This window comes from Roseivirga sp. UBA838 (genome assembly GCF_002296035.1).
In the GTDB taxonomy this organism is placed as follows: domain Bacteria; phylum Bacteroidota; class Bacteroidia; order Cytophagales; family Cyclobacteriaceae; genus Roseivirga; species Roseivirga thermotolerans.
Genome location: NZ_DBHC01000013.1, coordinates 105,367 through 123,549 on the forward strand (window position 1 = coordinate 105,367; position 18,183 = coordinate 123,549).

Sequence of the window (18,183 nt, forward strand, 5' to 3'; positions counted from 1 at the left end):
AACCCCTTTCACCTAATACCTGAATACGAAACGAATTAAGGACTTAAAACACAGATAAAATGCCTACTAATTTTCCCGAAATGTGGCTGAGAAGGGTTGAAACCAACCTGACACAAGAAGATATGGCTCCCTGGCTTGAAGGGATTGAAGAAATTGACACTGAGATACTGGAGGTTGGCTCCGGTGCTGCTTCTGAACAGAACGTGATTCACTTGCCTGTTTCAGAGTTTGAGCCAGATGTGTTGATTAACAATAGCTCTTACCCAATTGCCTTGCAGGCTTACTCAGATGATGAGGTAACTATTCAGCTGGACAAATACCAGACTAAAGTAGTGACTCTCTCTGATGACCAGGCAATGGGTGCCAGCTACCGAAGAATAGACCAGGCCACTAACGCCACCACTCAGGCTATTCTTAAGAAGAAGTATGGCCGCGCTATTCACTCTATTGCTCCGGCAGATGACTCAGCCAATACTCCAGTATTATTGACCACGGGTGGACCTAATGAGTTAAGAGTTGGTACCAGGTTAAGGTTAGTTTATGAGGACCTTGTGGCTTTCGCTAAGGAATGTGATGACTTGCAGATTCCTATGGAAGGTAGAAGGTTGGTGCTTTGTAATGATCACTGGAATGACCTTTTGCTTGACAGAGAGAACTTTGGCGACCAATTGGTGAACTACAAAAAAGGTACTCCGGCACCCGAAATTTGTGGTTTCCAGATTATGAAGTACGTGAATAACCCGTACTACACCGGAACTGAGAAAAACGCTTATGGTGCTGTGCCAGAGGCTGGTGACTATAGAGCTTCAGTTTTCTTCTATGTGCCTAACATAGCTAAGAAAACAGGTTTGACTAAGCAGTACTTCACACCGTCTGCTCAGGACCCACAAAACCAGACAAACAAACTCGCTTACCGTCACTACTACATAGTAGTGCCTAAGAGAGATATGTATATAGGTGCAATTGTATCGGGTACTTACGTAGCCCCATAAGATAGATAATAAGCAGGGCGAAAGCCCTGCTCACACCTATGATTAACCTCATTGCAATAGCGCAAGACAAGATGGTTCAGGGTATTGCCCTGATGTTGACGGGTGTTTTTAACGCCTGGTGGACTGAGAAAATACCTGAAACCAATGCTTTTGAGTACTGGCAGGAACTAGGTAAAACGGTGGCTATCTGGTTGCCTATTGCCTTCGCCATGGTGCGGATATGGCACTACTTCAGGGATAGGGAAAAGAAGAGATTAAAGGAACAAACTGATGCAACTAAGTAACTCACTCATCAACGATTTCAGCAAAGCGCTGGATGATAGAATTAAGCTGAAAGGCCTTCTTGAATTGATTGACGGGCTAGTGATTAAAGCCGCGCTGAAGCTTATGAGAAAGAGCTTCTGGGACAAACTTAATGAGGATGCCCAACGCCTGATTATAGCCTTAATGGAGGCTTTTGTAAGTGGAGATTATAGTGCATTGCCAGCGCTTACCGCTGCTGAGCTAAACGCTAAGATTGATATACCTCGCATAAGTGAGGGCACTGAAGGTAAACTGATGGGAGCCATTTTAGAGGCTGCTTTTGAGATTGCCCTTGACCATAAGAAAGCTGCTTAAGTGGCATTTAAACCGATTTTAAACCATTTCTAGGATATTATGAAAGACAATTCATTCGAGGCAAAGGTAAGATTGACCTTCGCCAACAACCCAGCCCTAAAACAGGCCAGTTTTACCGCAGACGGTAAAGCCTTCTATGAAGAGGCGGATGCTATGATTCACACCAAAAAGCTTTCTAATAAGGCCATTGTAACCTTGACCCGCGACCAGGTGAAAGGAATGGACTTTAGCGACTCAAACGCTTTGCAGGAGCAGCTAGAAGCAAGTGTCAAGGCAGCTGCCAAAAAGAAGGAAGTGCCAGAAGATGGCAATGAGTTTACTGATGTGACGGGACAGAAGCCTGCTAGCAGCCAGAAGCCAGAAGACGGAAGTCGGAATTCGGAAGAGAAAAAGGCTGAAGCTGGTAAAACAGAGAATAAAAAGTCAGAGGAGCCAGCTGAAATAAGTGCAGAGCAACTGGACAAGTTAAAGGATGAATATAAAGAGCTTTCAGGTTCTGCACCTGGTAAGTGGAAACCTGAAACTATTGCAAAAAAAGTGGCAGAGTTGAAGGCTAAGAAAGCCGAAGATAACAAGGGGAAAGAAGAGCAGTAGACCGACTCCTCTTCATTCCTAGACCGGGTGCCGGTCTGACCAACCGGCACTTTTTTAAGAATATGTTTTACCTAACCCAATAAAAATGAAGAATCTATTTACAAGGCTTTTGCTGATGAGCCTGATGATCATTGGCCTAGTGACCACTTCTTATTCTGCGCACTTCTACAAGGGAGATAACCCAACAGAACAGAGCGCCCTGATGGCGGGAGTTGCCACTGCTGAACTGCATGTACATTTTGAAACTATAAATCGATTTACAATGGCTGAATATCCTTACGGAATCAAAAAAGTTGAGGTTGGAGATTTCAACCCCACAACAGGCCTCGGTGAAAACTACGAAGATATTGGTAAGATTCTCCGAGATAGTATTACAACGAATGTGACAGCTCCGACTAAAACTAAAATTCTTGAGGAACTGACCAATACACCGGTGCATGTAATTGAGAATAATGATGGAGAAGAGACTTATTCATTAAGTTTATTAGATGCAAGTGCTGCTAATCTAGCGAAGTATCTTGGTGGCACTACCACTGGTGTGGCACCCGATCCACTGAGCTGGAATAAACCACTTGTTAACCCCACTATCATACACTCTTTTAAGTTTACACTTAAGACAGATACAGTGATTGAAATCCGAAAAGGATTGGTGACTGGAGTCAGACAGTGGGACGGTAGAGCTGGTGCTTTTGTTATCGCTCTGACAATTGAGCCACTTGATACAGGGGTGGCCGATGTGCTACCAGTGAAGATAACTGATTACACCGCACAGGTTTAATATGGAAGAAATCCCGCAATTAGAAAGGCTTGCGGCAGAGAGGCTTTTAGAAAGGGGCGTAAGTATGCAAATGCGAGCGCCCTTTTTTCTTAGATGGTTCGGTAAAAAAACGGTTGCCCTCACAGTTACCAGTCCTATGCAGGGCACTATGCTCGAAGTGAGCAGACTCTACCTCTCTACCGGCATAACAAGCCAACAACTTAAAGGTGTAAGCCATGAACAGGCTTTGGCACTGATGCACAGCAGTGGAAAAGTGATAACCAGAGCTGTAGCAACAGCCTGGTTAAATAGCAAATGGAAAATTAAGATGTTTGCCCGTCCGCTTGCTCATTATATGCTCTGGCATTGCAGGCCGGTGGAAATACTAACCATTATGAATATGATACTGCTCTTTGGCGGTACCCAATCTTTTATGAATACTACCAGATCGGCAAGATTGATACAGATAATGACAACGAAGCCGAAACTGGGTCAGACACCCGAGGAGAGTCAATAAAAGGAATGAATAGCCCTTGGGGCTACCTGGGGCAGGTAGCAATGAAAACCGGTTGGAGCCTAGACTATATACTATGGAAGGTTAACCGGGTGAATATAGACCTGATGCTTTCTGATCAGCCTTACCTGAGCAAGAAGAAAGACCAGGACATGAGCAAAGAGGGAGTTTTAGACTTCTTAAAGGACAAATACAAAAATGGCCGATAACAAAATAGGACCTATACTGCTGGAATACTTGATTAATAATCCTGAGCTTGAGGCAGCATCGCGTAAGGCTGAGGCAGATATTAATGGTACGGCAGATACAGCTGAGAAGGCTGAGCAGAGAGTGCTTCAGGCTTCATCTGCTTTGGCTAAGCAAACGGCTGATATAGGTAATATTGTTAACTCGGTTGGGAATGAATACCGTGGTCTGCTGGAGGGTGGAGCAAATGCTTTTGGTAAGCTTGATAAGAAGACCCAGAACCATGTCATTCAGTTGGTAGATATGCAGCAGGAGCTTCGCTTGGTGAGTGCTGCACAGAAAGACCTAGACACCCGTCTTAAGGAAGGCACTATTTCCGCACTCAATCACAGTAAAGCGATTGCCTCACTGGCTCTTAAAGAGCAGGAACTGCGGGGCAACATTAAGAAAACCACTGCCGATTTACATGGCCAGTCAGTTGCATTGGGGGGGCATAAAGTTCAGTTTAATGGGCTTTCAAATTCTATTAATCAAATAAGCAGAGAGCTGCCGGCTTTTACCTATTCAGCCCAAACTGGTTTGCTAGCCATCTCAAACAACATTCCTATTCTGGTAGATGAGATTGCAAGACTACAGGCACAAAACAAAGCTTTGTTGGCGAGTGGGCAAAAAGGTATTCCTGTTTTACAGCAAATAGGGAAAGCATTCTTTAGCTGGCAGACACTCCTGAGCGGGTTAATCGCAGTAGTTACCATTGCGGGGCCTAGATTATTTGAGTTTTTTAGAGAGTTGTTTAAAGGCAGTGAGTCACTCGATGCAGTGGCTAAAAGTCAGGAGGCAGTAAATAAAGCATTCGAGTCTACAGATTATAAAAAAGCGGTAACCAGTATTGAAGAATTAAGATCGGTACTATCATTAGCAAAGGATGATGTTGAGGCAAAACAAAAAGCGATTGATCTATACAATGAAAGTATAGGGGCCGTATCTGGCGAAGTAACTACCCTAAATGAAGTTGAGTTAGGTCTGCAAAAGAATGCGGACACTTTCATTCTAATGACTCTTAAAAAGGCCGCTGCTTATAAGCTTTTGGAAGATGCTGCCAGTAATGCTATTGAATTACAAAAAGCCTATGACAGAGATGCGGCTGAGTTTGCAAATGTTGGTGATAAACTGAGTGATGCTACAAGGTCTGTAGGTATAGGTCCTGGGGCACAAGTAGACTATGATGCTATTTTTAAAGCTGAAGCTGAAAGAAATGAGAGGAGAAAGAAAGAAGTCATAGATAAACTAGAGGCCAATCAGCAAGACATTAGAAACCTTGCTAATAAGTTTCTTAAGGAAGCTAATGATTTAGCACAACAATTGGGAGGCGGGTTATTTACTGATGAGAATGGTAAGATAAATGCTTCCAGTATTGTTAAGTCACGCCAGCGCCTGCTAGACCGTATTGCTGATCTTGATAAAGAGTATGCCCGCAAGCGACTCTCTGACGATGCGGCAGAGGTGCAGGCATTGAAAGACAAGTTTGCGAAGATCAGGGAGGAGATTGAGCGCTTTAATGCCGATAAAAAGAACAAGGTAAAGATTGATGTCAGCCAGCTAGACAACATTGAGGAGAAAGCCACTGACGATCTGCTGAAGCGCCAAGCCGAGGCCAGAGCTGAGGCTAGACAGAAGAAGATAGATGCGGAGCTGAAGGCTGAACAGGAGCAATACAAAAAGCTGCTAGAGCAGCTAATGACCTACCAAGATAAGAGGGTAGATATTGAAAACGACTATGCCGATAAGCTTGTATTGCTCGCTGAAAAATACCAGGGCGAAGACTTTGAAAGGAGGTTAGCCGAGCTTACCCGACAAAAAGACGAAGAGCTGAAGGTGCTCGATGATGCTGCATTTAAAAGCAGTAAGATATACCGCGACCTTAACGAGAAGGTGCTGGGCATGACCCGCCAGCAAATTGAGCGTCATTTGGGTTTGCTGAAGCGTGCCCTTACGGATGGGTTCTACACGGCAGCCGATGGCACTTTGATGAAGCTTACTGCTGAGCAGATTAAACAGCTTGAGCAGGTAATTGGCCAGTATGAAGAATTGCTTTCGAATGAGACAGCAGAAAAAGCCACAGACCTTGCCAAGAAGTTTGCCACTATAGGCGCAGCCTTTGCAGACCTCTCTGCCTCGCTGGAGGACGTGAACCCCTCGCTAAGTGCTACCCTGGAAACTATGTCTGACCTTGCTAAGGTTGGCGAAGATGCCGCTGCTTCTGTGGCTAAATTTGCGTCTGGCGATGTGGTTGGCGGGGTGGCTTCTGCTATTCAAGCCATTGCCGGCATCTTTAATATCGCGAAAAAGAGCCGGGAAAGTGCCCGTAAAGCCCGTGAGGAGCTAAAGAAAATACAGGCTGAGGCAGAAGACGGTGAACGAAGGCTAAACGCCCTGCAACGCGAGCGAAACTTATTGAAGGCTAAGGAGCTGGAACTTACCCTTAGCAGCCTGAGTGCCCAACGGCAGGCTTTGCTTGTGGCACAAAAGCAGATTAATAGTGAAGCCGCAGAACTATTTCAGCAGCTACAAGCGCAGAGCTTTATTTCTGGCAGCAGCACCGAAAAGTATGGTGGCTTTCTGGGTATTGGCCGCAAGACCCGTGTGGTTAATGAATACTCTAGCCTACTGGGTAAAACCTTTGAGGAGATTGAAGCGCTCTATGAGCGTGGCAAACTGGAAGGCCGAGCTAAGGAACTCTTTGAAGAGCTGCGTAGGCTGAAGGAGGAAGGTGTAGACGTGCAGCGCCAGCTTCAGGAACTACAAAACCAGGCTAACCAGATATTTACCGGCACCACCAGCGAGGCTATTTCTGACGGAATAATAAACGGCTTTAAGAACGCCTACCGCACGGTGGAAGATTTTGCCGGTGATCTGGAAACCATGCTGCGCGATGCGATGCTGAACGGTTTGAAGTTTAAGCTGCTTGAGCCTGCCATAGAAGAGTTTTACAAGCAGTTTGCGGCCTTTGCTGAAAGTGGTGGCGGGTTGGATGCTTCTGAGCTGGACCAGCTGCGCGAACAGTACCAGGGTATTGTGGGCGACTTCTTAGAGCAGGCTAAGCAGATAGACCAGCTGACGGGTGGTGGCCAGAGCCAGCAGCGTGGTTTGGTTGGCAGCATTCGCAGAGATTTAACGGAAGAGACAGGTGCTGAGCTGGCGGGGCTTTTCCGCGCTCAATATGATATTACCAAACGCCACTACGAACTGGATGAAAAGTGGTTTGCTGCTGAGCTGGCTGTGAGAACTGAAATTCTTCAGCTTACTGTAGCAATAGAATTTAACACTCGCATGACTCACCTTACGCTGGTAGATGTAAAAGATGAGCTGAGCGAGATAAAAAAGAACACTAAACCAAGCAGTAGTGCTAGGGATTATGGGGGCTAACCACCCCCAGCCTCCCGAGTACTCGGGAAGGGGAGTTAGTTACTGCCAGTAGATGCTAATAGAAAATGGCTTACACGCTAAACGATATTGACCTAACCGATTACGGTATTATACCTGCTAAGGGTAGCAGGGGCAATATTGCTTTGGCTGGGTTTCTCGATCTGCCGCAGCGTATGGGTAAGTCTTACCATGTTTGGGCTGAAGATGATGGCCCCGAAGCTTGGGCAGATGCTTCGCTCATTGGTTATGAAGGTAGAGACTTAACGTTATCGGTGATTATAAGAGGTTCTGATCTCACAGAAGCACAAGAGAACATACACGCCTTATATGATGCCATGACTAGCTTTACTGATCTGGTGGAGCTAGGTACACCATACGGTACTTTCAATGTGCTAGTAAAAGATGCTCAGGCATTAGACTATATTGGCCATAACTACTTTAGAGGTGAGCTTAGATTTAGGGAGCCTCAACCCGTACTAAGCGGCATCATTCCTACTGAACCTAACCCCTCAGCGCTAGAGAATAGCCTCGATGGCATATTGTTGAGCACGCTTTCGCTTACTTATTTGGAGTGGAAAAATGAAAACAACAGGTCAGCTGTTCAACCTTACGAACTGCCCACTTACTTAAAGGAAGGTTATAAAACCACTTTGCCCGCCCCTCATCAATATGAGCTTAAATGCTTACTGCTGTCCGAAAATATTGCCTCACTGATTACAAAGGCAAAGGCCATTAATGCCATTTGGCTACAGGCAGGTACTCGTGATTTGGTAATCAATGAAGTATCCATTGCCTCATGCATTGCTCCAGAGGGAATAAGCTATAGTGATATTACAGTAGAAGACAGTCGCGCGAGTGCTATCGTAACCATGCAGATCACTCAAATGGATGAGCAGTTTACTACACTGCTCGCGGATGGTGATGGATTTGCTCTGGCCGATGAGCTAGGTACATTAATAGCATTAGGTAATAAACCAGCCCCTGTGGTGACTAACCCCATTATTCAGAAGACATATATAGGTACTTACACTGCTGCGGTAGCGGTAAGTACTGAAGATATTACCCTTAGCGGTGAGCAGACAGTAAATGGTGTAGAGCTAGTAGAAGACCAAGTGGTTTATGTTCGTGCCCAAACCGACCCGACAGAAAACAAACTTTACCGTGTAAAGCTTGGTGCATGGGAGGCTCTAGCGGTGAGCTACGATGGCTTAATAGTGTTTGCGTTCGATGGCCTCATTTATGTAACCAATGGCGACACTTATGCTACGAGTGATGAAGAGATAACGGATAATTTGGCCGCTGGCAGCGTGATAGTGATCAGCTACCCAGCTGAAAATTTAGTACAAGTGCAAATAAGACAGCAATGAAAATAAAGAGATTTTGGAGCGGAATGGCCCAGCGTGTTGGTCTTAAAACCACCGATAAGCTGATAGTAGGTAATGTTGATACTGGCAGTGCCGAGTTTGTAGATATTTCTGCTCTACTGGACTTACTGGAGCTTTCTGGCGGTGGCTATTCTACGCCAGAAGCTGTACGTGATGCCCTTTCCTCGCTTAGTGGGGTAAATAGATTAGCAGTAACTGCTATTCTGAACGCAGTTAGCCAAACTGAATTGAATGATGGATTGGCGGCGAGAGTACCCAAATCAGCAATAGTTGCTCTTACTTCAGCCAGCACGGTTACCTGGGATGTTGCCGGAGTTGATAACAAACAGGCGACTTTGGCACTATCTCACACCACCTGCACATTTGATGTAGACAACCTAGCGGATGGCGATACTGAGCTGGTGAGAATTACGCCACAGTCGGTGGCTGATTATACCATTACTTTCACTGCTTCAGATACGGAAGGGGGAGCGCTTACCTGTACTGTTGGTGGTGAGGCCAGCGCAGAGCTTGTACTGAGCACAGATGATAGCTACCGAATTTATATTAGTCGAATGGGTAGCGCAGTAGATATTATACCAGATTCAAGAGCTTATTAATAACCCTTTAAAGACTTCTAAAATGACACTTACAGAACAAAATTTAGTTGCAGGCCATGCGAGCTTTCATAACAAGTGTCGCCCTGCATTGAGCAATAAGAGAACTGCTGAGCTTACGGTACTTGGCACTAAACCAGTGCTTAATGATGAGCAAACTAACCAAGCAGATATTGATGCATGGAACGCTAAGCAAGCCAGAATTAACCGGGCTACTTCTATAATGAAGAATGCTGGCAGAATGGAAGCTAATGACTTCTATGCTTCTGTTATGAGTGAGCTCGTGAATACCAATGCCATAAGCTTGACAGGCGTAACTGATGAAAATTTAGCGGACAAAGTAGCTACTATTTCAGATCAGGTAATTACCGCAGCAGTAGAGGCAGTTTATAACAGATTCTAAGATGAATAGAGCGGAGAGTGCTTTTGAGGGAGAATATAAATTTCTTGACAAGATAACAAATACCTTATCTGGTTTCTGCTTTTCATTTTTTTTACTCTACAAAAATTTTACAGGTAATTGTTGCATTGTTCAGCGTGCTAGCGATATGACTACAATTACCATCGGTTATGTGGATGGGTTTATAGATTACGATAGTATAATAACATTCTGTCAAGGCACAGAGGGGCGCATTATAACTCGATTTAACCAGATGCCAAATTGGCCGTCAGGGCATTCGGGTAGTATTTCCGTTACGTGGGCAAAAGCTCCTGTAATCTATCGTTCAGGAACGTTGCAGACAGACCCCTCACTTTCTATTGCTGCTCCATTGTTTGAAAACTCTCGGCAGTGTGAACTTTTCGATAACTACAACCTAACGAACATAACAGATGCAAAAGCTATTTTTGTTTCTACAGCTAGACTTTTGAGCTATAGAAATTCCAGCATAATGGGGTTGATTTACGGTGCTGGTGGTTTCGATCTATCGTTGCTTCAAACAACGTCTTCTAACACAATTTCGTTTTACTTACGAGACACGAGTCAAACCCCGAACCTAGATGCAGTTTCAATAGGTTATAACCTCAACACTACATACTTAGTGTCAGCATATCATTCGAATGAAACTAGAAACTTGCGATTGAACGGGGTTAAAGTTGCTGAATCTTCAACTCAACTAAACCTGAGCCCACGACATGACAATTTTAGACAAGGCCGGACCCGAACGCTCGACAATTACTATCAGCACGGGTATTTAGACACTTCAATAGCCGTGCTGGGAGGTAGTGAAAAGATGCAGGTTTCTATTGAAAAGGTAGTGAACAAGAAGTATCAGATTTTCTAATAAAAGACATGCCAACCCTCCCAATATATCGCCCTGGTTCACCTGCCACTTTGCAGGCCACTGTACAAATTGATGAAGACACTATTTACCGAAATGAGTTAATGGGTCAGCATTTTATTGAGGTGCGCACTGTTGTGGCTTCGCCCTTGAGTATTCGCGTGGGTGATTACATTGAATATAATGGTGAGCGATACACTTTGAACCGTGAGAGTGACTTAACCCGCCAAAGCAGTACCAGGCTTATCTATACAATTCGCTTTGAGGGCGAAGTTTATGAGTTGCTCAATAAGGTGCTCAGGCATTTAGATGCTATTGGCTTCGACTATTATGGCACCGCTGAGGACTTTATAGACCTCATTGTCGATAACATGAATGTGATTGATGCCGATTGGTCTACCGGAACGGTGAGTAGCTCTGACCCTCAGAACCTACGCTTTGACGATCTCAGTTGTAGAGAGGCATTGACTCAGGTGGCCGATGCCTTTAAGATGGAGTTCAGCATAGTAAATAAGACCATCAATCTAAGAGATGCCGAGGGCAGCGATACAGCGCTAAGCTTCTCTTATGGTCGTGGTAATGGGCTTTACAGCCTCACCCAGCTGAGTGTAGAAGAGAGTAGAATCATTACCCGTGTGTATGGCTATGGTGCAGCTAAGAACCTGAACTATGACTATAGATCGGGTGCAAAACGCCTAATGTTCGATGATCTGAAGCTGGAGAATAATATAGCGCTCTATGGTGAGCGTGAAGGAATTTATAAGGACGAAACTATTTACCCGAAGCGCACAGGCAGTGCCACAGCGGTCAGTAATAACCACACCACCAAGGTCTATAAGATCACAGACAGCACCATCGATTTCGATATTAATGATTACCTGCTCGAAGGTGTAGAGGCTAAAATAGTATTCAAGAATGGAGAGCTGGGCGGCAATGAGTTTGTAATTACTCATTACGATCACGCTACTAAAACCATCACTTACGCCTTCAACCAAGAGGAGAACGACTACACTATTCCAAACGCCACGTTTGAAGCCGCTGTAAGTGATGAATACACTCTAGTGGACATCTACCTTCCGCAAAGCTACATTGATGCAGCAGAGGCAGCGCTAGAGGCAGCTACGCAAGAATATTTAGATAGGGTCAGTGTACCGCGTGTTACTTATGACTTGACTATCGACCCGCTGTATGTAAAACAGAACGAGATAGTGTTAGAACCAGGCGACCGTGTAACGGTTGTAGATGCTGGTTTAGGCATAAACTCACTAATCAGAATCAACGTGATTGAGTTTCCGATCGTATTCCCTGAGAAGATCACCTGCCAAATAGGTAATGAGCTTACACTGGCTACTACAACGCTCACAGAGATTCGCACCCGCCAGAATAAGACAAACATTCAGGTGGTCAACCGTACCAGCGTAGAGCTAGCGAGACAGAACACAGCCCGCATGCGTACCCTTCAAGATTTGATCTTCGACCCCGATGGTTACTTCGACCCTGCGAACATTAAACCCGTCAGTATAGAAACGTTCATGCTGGCGGTTGGTGCTAAGTCTCAGAACTTCCTGCTGAATGGTGTAGAGATTGAGGCGAATTTTGAAGCGGACCCGGACAAGCTGCGCATGAGTGCCGGTGTGCTCTCTCACCTGGAGATAGAAATAGATGGCCAGGGCAGCGACTGGGTGATGGATGCAAATACGTTTACAGGGCTTACAACAGGCTCGGCCTATTACTTGTATGCCCGATGCTCTAAAAGTGCGCTCACGGGCACGTGGATAGCCTCTACGGCTCAGATCACTGTGGAGCAAGAAACTGGCTACTACCACTTTCTGCTGGGCATACTATTCGCTGTAGATAGTGGTAAGCGCTTCTTTCAGATTACTAAGGGTATGACCTTCATCAACGGTGAAACTATCACCACGGGCAAAATACAGAGCCAGGACGGGCTTTCTTACTTAGACTTGAGCAATAACACCTTTAAGGTTGGGGATGCCACCAGCAGCATAGACTGGGGCGTAACCACCCCCAACACGCTAACCATTAAGGGCGTTACCTCCACTAACTTTTTAATGGCAGATTTGGCTTTTATAACAGACCTTGGAGTTCGCTTTGTACAGACTTCTGCCAGCGGTAAGCGGGTTGAAATAGATGGTGATGATAACAACATCAAGATATATGATGCTGGTGGTAACCTGATTGTAGTCGTAGATGATGATGTCTATGAGAATGGTGATATGGAAGATATACCCGGTGTTCTTGTTCAGAATGCGGCAGGTACAAAACGCACCTATGTAACGAGTGAGGGAGTATTTAGTAATGGTCAGAGTGCAAGTGATGCCACAAGGGTGCTGAAAGCTTCTTTGGAGGGTTCAATAGATGCCGACCCTGGAGCTAGTGGAACTACTGCCGGTGTAATGGGGATAATAGAAACCGGCACTACTATAAGCGGTAAAGCGTTTGGAGGGTATTTCACCACTGCATTTTTAGGCGCGTTGACATTGGGTGTGGCAAGAATTACCACAAGTATAACATTAACTAATCAGACGAGAATATGCTCCTATATGTGTTTTAACACCACCAGTATAAACTTCACGTTTCCTGCGAGTCCTTATGACGGCATGATAGTTCTGATTAAGAGGTGTGGTGCAGCCGTTGTAGTAAAGGGGAATGGCAAGAACATATATGGACTAGGCTCTGAGCATTCTATTGGCACTGTATGGCACTTTTTCCAGTACGATGGTGTGGAGTGGCATCAAGGGTATTTTAACTAATTAAGCGGGGTTTAAACAGTTATTAAATTTGCTATCCTGTTGTTTTTTTCGGTAGGTTTGGAATTGCAGTTACTGATATTTCGAATTGCGGATTATACATACCTGCCGAGTCTTTCTTCTATTTTTTTTGTGAGGTTTTTAAGAGTATAGAACGTCCTTTGGCAATGGCTCTGCTTCGCTGCTCGTTCCAGAGAACACATTGGGCGTGAATAAGCTAATTACCTTTCTTGTCTATAATGGCTTCTGCAATAATGTGGTCATTCACTGCGGCCGCACTCATATATTCAATAGTGTTGCTGAGTGTATTGTAAAACTCCGGCTCGCCCAGTGAGAATACAGCACAGCCGATTACATCGTCTATAATGGCGGCCGACATGCCTCCGTGCAATATGCCCATTGGGTTGGTCATTTCGGCTCTTATCTGGTACTGAAAATGGGCTTCTCCTTCTGCCACATGCAATAGGGTAGGGTTGAACCACCGCATTAACGGTGATGGTGAGTTTTTGGCTTTCTGGCCCACCTGCTGGCGCAAAAATTCAAGTGCTTTGTTCATATTTATCTATAGGGTTTCTATTAAAATGGCTGAGGCACCGCCTCCACCGTTGCAAATGGCGGCTATGCCCCGGTGGCCGGCCTCTTGCTTTAAAACCGAGAGGAGGGTGGTGGCTATTCGGGCCCCTGAGGCTCCCAATGGATGGCCGAGAGCTATCGCTCCTCCATACCGGTTAATTTTACGCTCCGGGATGTCTAGAATTTGGGCGTTAGCCAAAACAACAGAAGCATAAGCTTCATTAATCTCAAAAAAGTCGATATCGCCAATGGAGAGTTGTTTTTGTGTCAGTATCTGTTGAATGGCCAAGGCAGGGCTTGTGGAAAAATCTTCAGGTGCTTGCTCGGCATCGGCATAAGCCACGAGTTTACCAATAGGTTTTAGTCCATACTCCTCTACCACTTGGGCAGAAGCCAGAAGCAAAGCTGCAGCACCATCATTAAGGTTACTGGCATTGGCAGCGGTAATGGTGCCATTTTCTTCGAACGTAGCTCGCAATTGAGCTACTTTTTCTTCTTTAAGTTTAAAGATATCTTCATCGCTGGTCACAGGGTCTTTACCCTTGCCGGGAATTGGATCAATAGCTATAATTTCCCGGTTGAACTTTCCCGACTTTGTAGCACTTAGAGCTTTTTGGTATGATGCTATGGCGTATCTATCCTGAGCAGAACGGCTAATGCCATACTTTCTTACTGTTGTTTCTGCCGCATTCCCCATGTGGTAGCCATGGTAGGCGTCTGTCAACCCATCTTTTAAAAGACCGTCAGTAAAAGAGAAGTGGCCAAACTTGTGGCCGGAGCGTAAGGGAGCATAGAACGGTACATTGCTCATGCTTTCGGCCCCAACTGCCACCACGAGTTGACTTATGCCCAACTGAATTTCCTGGGCTGCCAGGTGTATGGCCTTCATGCCGGAAGCACATACCTTATTGATGGTTGTAGAGCGGGTAGTTTGTGGCAATCCGGAAGCCAATGCTACTTGCCGTGCAGGAGCCTGCCCCAGATTGGCAGAGAGTACATTGCCCATAAAAAGGCTTTGTACCTGTTGTTTGAGTTCGGCCTGTGAGTGGAATAACGAGTTGGTCACTTCAGCCCCTAAATCTATAGCTGTCATTGCCGACAAAGCCCCCAGAAAACCCCCAATGGGTGTTCGCTTGGCTTCTATGATGAATACTTCCGGTAGCATATATGACTTATTTTGACCTGGTGAGTTTTCTGAGAATGGCCAGATGACCAAAAATTACTATTGGAACTACAATGCCCGGAAGCAGCACATAGGGAAAGTAAAGTACTGCCAGGTTGGGTTGATCGAACGAGAGTTGTTGTATGGGGGAAGGGATAGAAAGTATTCCGGTAGTTACTACCTGTATGACCAACAAAAGGGCTACAATATTCCATGCCATCAGTGCTTTTGTGCCTATCCGTTTTTTGCGGAAACCATAATAAGCAATGAAAGGCGCAGATAGACCTGACAGTATATCAAAATTTCGACCTTCGAACGACATAGACTCCGGCATGGCCTTGTGTATGACCAGGCCCAGAATTACAAACTCAACGGCTACCCGTATGGTAAAGAGGTAGGTATAGGTTTCCGGATTTACAGCGTCTAACACGGTTTTACCCCGCTGGGTAGTAAAGGCCAGAATTACGGCTATAACGCTGGGTAGTAGCACCGCCAGAAACCGAGGTGGCAGAGAGTCGGTTGCCAGAAAGAAACCGGATAGTGAAAGAATTGACTGCACCGCAAGGAGTACTAAAACTATAAGGATTGCAGGACGCTTAAAAGCTACGGATTTGAGAAATAGGAATACCGTTACTAAGGTAATTAGAACAAATCCGATTTGGAGGTAAGTTGGCGTTTCCATAGATGTATATACAAGTATTTATATAAAAATTTAAGAATTGAATTTCTTTACAGATTCAATGATTCCGTCTAGTGCCTGAATTTGATAGTTGCCCAAGTGGGCTGCCATCTTTTCATGCACTTTAGACCAGACCGGTGCTATTTTTTCCAGTAGAGTCAGGCCCGATTCGCTGATAGAGAGCTCGCTGGCTCGTGGATCGTCCTCACTTTTTTGCAGGCTAATCCATCCGTTACCAAGGAGTTTCTTAATGTCTCTGCTTATAGTTGACTGGTCTAAGACCAGATAATCTGCAATTTGGCGCTGACTGATGCCCGGTTTTTTTCCAATGACAAACAGAATAGAGAGCATACTGCCTTTAAGACCAAACTGCGCCAACTCCTGTTGATAGATAGCATCCATAAGCTTGTGAAGTCTCCTTACTTTGGAATTCAGGCAAAGGTGGGGCTGTATGGTTTCAAAATTTGGTAATGCCGAATTGCTCATGGCGCAAAGTTATAATAAATAGTTGTATATGCATGTATATTGTAATAGAAATCTCTGATTATTAAGTCAGAATAGATGGGGGTGTTTCACCAGGTTTATGCCCGGCTTATGAGCAGAGCAAGGGTGCAGAAACCAAAAGCACGAGTCGTGCTCTTGAGTTTTCCGTACCCTTTTGGATTAGACAACAACAAGTTTCCTGTTTGTGCCTTGGCTGCTCAGGTTTTCTTGATGAGCTCTATTCGACATTCTATGCGCACCTCTCTGCCAATCGAAAGTCCTCCTGCCTCAAGAAATGAATTGTATTTTAGTCCGTAATCGTATCGGTCAATTTCGCCCCATAGCTTAAGTCCTGCACGTGTGCCTCCCCATGGGTCGGCCACAATACCACCAAACTGTCCTTCAAAGACTACTTTTTTGGTAATGCCATGCATAGTGAGCCATCCACTAACCTTGTATTTATTTTGATTTACTTTCTCAAACTTTTCGCCTTTAAAGGTTATGGTAGGGAATTGTGCGGCATTGAAGAAGTCTTCGCTTCTCAGGTGGTTGTCGCGCTCTTCGTTGGCCGTATTAATACTCTTCGTTTGAATGACCACCTCAAATTTGGCATCTGTAAAATCTTCTTTGTCGGCCCTTATCGATGCGGTATAGCTATCGAACTGGCCCACAGTTTCTGATATTACCAGATGGTCAATGGAAAAGCCAATGGAAGAATGGGTAGGGTCTATTTGCCATTCCGTAGTTTGTGCCTGGGTATATTGAATCGCTACAAGGCACTGTGCAATCAAAAGTAGTTTTATTCTTCTTTTCATAAGTAGCGGGTTTAGTTGGCGTAATAGAATTTTTCTCTAATAATCAGTCCATCTTTCCACTCCTGAACAGAAACCTGGGTATAGTTTCTTAAGCCCCATTCTTTGTGGGTATAGTCGTAGTGCCATTCTACCATGCTCACTCCTTCACCCACCGTTACCTTAAGGGGGTTAGCCCCTCTAAACTCAGTAATGTTGGCAAAGAACTCTTCTTCTCTTGTTCTGTTGGCTGCTTTGCCCACAGTGGGAGGAAGGTCGTTTTCTTGCATTACCACGTCTTCGTGGTAGTATTTCTCAAAGGCTTCCATGGCTTTGCCTTGGAGTACCAGGTCGTTTAAATCGCTGATTTTATCTAGTAATGTTGCCATAATTTTATTGATTTTGTTAGGCAACAAAGTTCTGCCCGGGGGCATGACAAGGCATTAAACTAGATTAGAAAAGAAGGTTAAACTAGTTTAATCTAAGTCTTACTGTTCCAGAATGAGCTGATTCCTGATTTTACTCAAAAATTCTTTGGTAATGCCCAGGTAACTGGCAATCATGTATTGAGGTACACGCTGCTCAATGAGGGGGTAGTCTTGTCTGAATTTGAGGTAACGCTCTTTGGCCGTGAGACTATAGCTCCTTACTAAGCGCCTTTCGGAGGCCACATAGGCACGCTGCAAGATGATTCGAAAGAAACGTTCCATTTTAGGAACCTGCAAGTATAGGTTTTCGAGGTTGGTATGGGAAAATTGAATAACCTTTGTGTTTTCAAGGCATTGCACGTTATAGTGTGCGGGAGTTTGTGTGAGAAAGCTCCCGAGGTCGGCTGTCCACCAGTTTTCAATGGCAAACATAACGGTATGCTCCTGGCCTTTTTCATCAACATAGAATGTGCGCAGACAGCCTTCAACCACAAAACTTTCGTGTCGGCATACATCGCCTTGTTGCACTACAAACTGTCCTTTGAGGTAATTTCTTAAGGAGGTGTGTTTTTGAATGATTTCTACCTCTTGCGGCTCTAGTTCTACAAACTTTTGCATGTAATCTATCAATGGGACAATATCCATTTGCTTGTCGATTATTCTGTTTTCATTACAGGGTTACCCACTTAAGTCTCAAGAAGTGGATTTCTGAACCTTGCTTCTATTTGTGTCTTCACAAATGGTTGTTAAAAGACACTGTGAGGACACAGCTTGTGGCTTGTATACGGGATCTAACAAATGCGATCTAAATGAGTAACCCTATAAAATTATAACTTGTCTTGTGCTATTTACTCTCGTTACATGTATCCCTCAAAGATGTATATAAAGTAATTGTCGACTTTGTGTCAACTTATCAGGATGGGACAGATAAAACGAAAAAGCCCCGGCAAT

20 protein-coding genes are annotated in these 18,183 nt (G+C 44.8%); 13 read left to right on the top strand and 7 right to left on the bottom strand.

Features of this window, described 5'->3' with window-relative positions; genetic code table 11:
• Window positions 1–59 precede the first annotated feature (59 nt).
• From B3O12_RS04865 to B3O12_RS04925, 13 genes are all read left to right on the top strand, one after another.
• Window positions 60–992 (top strand): hypothetical protein, encoded by a 933-nt coding sequence (locus B3O12_RS04865; protein ID WP_286755505.1) that lies wholly within the window; start codon window positions 60–62, stop codon window positions 990–992.
• 38 nt (window positions 993–1,030) lie between these two features.
• Window positions 1,031–1,276, top strand: a complete 246-nt coding sequence (locus B3O12_RS04870) for a hypothetical protein (protein WP_286755506.1) — start codon at window positions 1,031–1,033, stop codon at window positions 1,274–1,276.
• Window positions 1,263–1,610, top strand: a complete 348-nt coding sequence (locus B3O12_RS04875) for a hypothetical protein (protein WP_286755507.1) — start codon at window positions 1,263–1,265, stop codon at window positions 1,608–1,610. Before B3O12_RS04870 ends, B3O12_RS04875 begins: the two co-directional genes overlap by 14 nt.
• Before the next feature lie 39 nt (window positions 1,611–1,649).
• The gene (locus B3O12_RS04880; RefSeq protein WP_286755508.1) at window positions 1,650–2,204 is read left to right on the top strand and encodes a hypothetical protein; all 555 of its coding nucleotides are present in this window, start codon (window positions 1,650–1,652) and stop codon (window positions 2,202–2,204) included.
• An 85-nt stretch (window positions 2,205–2,289) separates the two neighbouring features.
• Window positions 2,290–2,982 (top strand): hypothetical protein, encoded by a 693-nt coding sequence (locus B3O12_RS04885; protein WP_286755509.1) that lies wholly within the window; start codon window positions 2,290–2,292, stop codon window positions 2,980–2,982.
• A 1-nt stretch (window position 2,983) separates the two neighbouring features.
• Window positions 2,984–3,478, top strand: a complete 495-nt coding sequence (locus tag B3O12_RS04890; RefSeq protein WP_286755510.1) for a hypothetical protein — start codon at window positions 2,984–2,986, stop codon at window positions 3,476–3,478.
• 5 nt (window positions 3,479–3,483) lie between these two features.
• Window positions 3,484–3,684 (top strand): hypothetical protein, encoded by a 201-nt coding sequence (locus tag B3O12_RS04895; protein ID WP_286755511.1) that lies wholly within the window; start codon window positions 3,484–3,486, stop codon window positions 3,682–3,684.
• The gene (locus B3O12_RS04900) at window positions 3,674–7,087 is read left to right on the top strand and encodes a hypothetical protein (protein ID WP_286755512.1); all 3,414 of its coding nucleotides are present in this window, start codon (window positions 3,674–3,676) and stop codon (window positions 7,085–7,087) included. The genes B3O12_RS04895 and B3O12_RS04900 overlap by 11 nt, the downstream gene beginning before the upstream one ends.
• Before the next feature lie 65 nt (window positions 7,088–7,152).
• A complete protein-coding gene (locus tag B3O12_RS04905) occupies window positions 7,153–8,454 on the top strand; it encodes a hypothetical protein (RefSeq protein ID WP_286755513.1) in 1,302 nt (433 codons plus the stop codon).
• Window positions 8,451–9,071, top strand: coding sequence for a hypothetical protein (locus B3O12_RS04910; protein ID WP_286755514.1), 621 nt, complete (start codon window positions 8,451–8,453; stop codon window positions 9,069–9,071). The genes B3O12_RS04905 and B3O12_RS04910 overlap by 4 nt, the downstream gene beginning before the upstream one ends.
• A 22-nt stretch (window positions 9,072–9,093) precedes the next feature.
• Window positions 9,094–9,471 carry a hypothetical protein gene (locus tag B3O12_RS04915; protein WP_286755515.1) on the top strand — a complete coding sequence of 126 codons (378 nt, stop codon included), beginning with the start codon at window positions 9,094–9,096 and terminating at the stop codon, window positions 9,469–9,471.
• A gap of 1 nt (window position 9,472) precedes the next feature.
• Window positions 9,473–10,351 carry a hypothetical protein gene (locus B3O12_RS04920; RefSeq protein ID WP_286755516.1) on the top strand — a complete coding sequence of 293 codons (879 nt, stop codon included), beginning with the start codon at window positions 9,473–9,475 and terminating at the stop codon, window positions 10,349–10,351.
• Window positions 10,352–10,359: 8 nt separating this feature from the next.
• Window positions 10,360–13,119 carry a phage tail protein gene (locus B3O12_RS04925; RefSeq protein ID WP_286755517.1) on the top strand — a complete coding sequence of 920 codons (2,760 nt, stop codon included), beginning with the start codon at window positions 10,360–10,362 and terminating at the stop codon, window positions 13,117–13,119.
• A gap of 214 nt (window positions 13,120–13,333) precedes the next feature.
• Here the strand turns inward: B3O12_RS04925 and B3O12_RS04930 are convergent, their stop codons facing one another.
• From B3O12_RS04930 to B3O12_RS04960, 7 genes are all read right to left on the bottom strand, one after another.
• A complete protein-coding gene (locus tag B3O12_RS04930; RefSeq protein WP_286755518.1) occupies window positions 13,334–13,672 on the bottom strand; it encodes a PaaI family thioesterase in 339 nt (112 codons plus the stop codon).
• Window positions 13,673–13,678: 6 nt separating this feature from the next.
• Window positions 13,679–14,854, bottom strand: a complete 1,176-nt coding sequence (locus tag B3O12_RS04935) for a thiolase family protein (protein ID WP_286755519.1) — start codon at window positions 14,852–14,854, stop codon at window positions 13,679–13,681.
• A 7-nt stretch (window positions 14,855–14,861) separates the two neighbouring features.
• Complete coding sequence (locus B3O12_RS04940) at window positions 14,862–15,533, bottom strand: hypothetical protein (protein ID WP_286755520.1); 672 nt, start codon at window positions 15,531–15,533, stop codon at window positions 14,862–14,864.
• Window positions 15,534–15,563: 30 nt separating this feature from the next.
• Window positions 15,564–16,016 (bottom strand): MarR family winged helix-turn-helix transcriptional regulator, encoded by a 453-nt coding sequence (locus B3O12_RS04945; RefSeq protein WP_189629897.1) that lies wholly within the window; start codon window positions 16,014–16,016, stop codon window positions 15,564–15,566.
• A 215-nt stretch (window positions 16,017–16,231) separates the two neighbouring features.
• Complete coding sequence (locus tag B3O12_RS04950; RefSeq protein ID WP_286748143.1) at window positions 16,232–16,828, bottom strand: YceI family protein; 597 nt, start codon at window positions 16,826–16,828, stop codon at window positions 16,232–16,234.
• 11 nt (window positions 16,829–16,839) lie between these two features.
• On the bottom strand, window positions 16,840–17,193 hold the full coding sequence (locus tag B3O12_RS04955; protein WP_189629899.1) for a nuclear transport factor 2 family protein: 354 nt from the start codon (window positions 17,191–17,193) through the stop codon (window positions 16,840–16,842).
• Between the two features lie 99 nt (window positions 17,194–17,292).
• The gene (locus B3O12_RS04960; protein ID WP_189629900.1) at window positions 17,293–17,877 is read right to left on the bottom strand and encodes a Crp/Fnr family transcriptional regulator; all 585 of its coding nucleotides are present in this window, start codon (window positions 17,875–17,877) and stop codon (window positions 17,293–17,295) included.
• Between the last annotated feature and the right edge of the window lie 306 nt (window positions 17,878–18,183).

Coding starts and splice junctions, on each gene's coding strand:
- B3O12_RS04940 (WP_286755520.1), bottom strand. CDS start 15,533: ATGGAAACGCCAACTTACCTCCAAATCGGATTTGTTCTAATTACCTTA.
- B3O12_RS04955 (WP_189629899.1), bottom strand. CDS start 17,193: ATGGCAACATTACTAGATAAAATCAGCGATTTAAACGACCTGGTACTC.
- B3O12_RS04880 (WP_286755508.1), top strand. CDS start 1,650: ATGAAAGACAATTCATTCGAGGCAAAGGTAAGATTGACCTTCGCCAAC.
- B3O12_RS04870 (WP_286755506.1), top strand. CDS start 1,031: ATGATTAACCTCATTGCAATAGCGCAAGACAAGATGGTTCAGGGTATT.
- B3O12_RS04925 (WP_286755517.1), top strand. CDS start 10,360: ATGCCAACCCTCCCAATATATCGCCCTGGTTCACCTGCCACTTTGCAG.
- B3O12_RS04895 (WP_286755511.1), top strand. CDS start 3,484: ATGAATAGCCCTTGGGGCTACCTGGGGCAGGTAGCAATGAAAACCGGT.
- B3O12_RS04875 (WP_286755507.1), top strand. CDS start 1,263: ATGCAACTAAGTAACTCACTCATCAACGATTTCAGCAAAGCGCTGGAT.
- B3O12_RS04885 (WP_286755509.1), top strand. CDS start 2,290: ATGAAGAATCTATTTACAAGGCTTTTGCTGATGAGCCTGATGATCATT.
- B3O12_RS04960 (WP_189629900.1), bottom strand. CDS start 17,877: ATGGATATTGTCCCATTGATAGATTACATGCAAAAGTTTGTAGAACTA.
- B3O12_RS04935 (WP_286755519.1), bottom strand. CDS start 14,854: ATGCTACCGGAAGTATTCATCATAGAAGCCAAGCGAACACCCATTGGG.
- B3O12_RS04930 (WP_286755518.1), bottom strand. CDS start 13,672: ATGAACAAAGCACTTGAATTTTTGCGCCAGCAGGTGGGCCAGAAAGCC.
- B3O12_RS04945 (WP_189629897.1), bottom strand. CDS start 16,016: ATGAGCAATTCGGCATTACCAAATTTTGAAACCATACAGCCCCACCTT.
- B3O12_RS04910 (WP_286755514.1), top strand. CDS start 8,451: ATGAAAATAAAGAGATTTTGGAGCGGAATGGCCCAGCGTGTTGGTCTT.
- B3O12_RS04915 (WP_286755515.1), top strand. CDS start 9,094: ATGACACTTACAGAACAAAATTTAGTTGCAGGCCATGCGAGCTTTCAT.
- B3O12_RS04890 (WP_286755510.1), top strand. CDS start 2,984: ATGGAAGAAATCCCGCAATTAGAAAGGCTTGCGGCAGAGAGGCTTTTA.
- B3O12_RS04920 (WP_286755516.1), top strand. CDS start 9,473: ATGAATAGAGCGGAGAGTGCTTTTGAGGGAGAATATAAATTTCTTGAC.
- B3O12_RS04900 (WP_286755512.1), top strand. CDS start 3,674: ATGGCCGATAACAAAATAGGACCTATACTGCTGGAATACTTGATTAAT.
- B3O12_RS04865 (WP_286755505.1), top strand. CDS start 60: ATGCCTACTAATTTTCCCGAAATGTGGCTGAGAAGGGTTGAAACCAAC.
- B3O12_RS04950 (WP_286748143.1), bottom strand. CDS start 16,828: ATGAAAAGAAGAATAAAACTACTTTTGATTGCACAGTGCCTTGTAGCG.
- B3O12_RS04905 (WP_286755513.1), top strand. CDS start 7,153: ATGGCTTACACGCTAAACGATATTGACCTAACCGATTACGGTATTATA.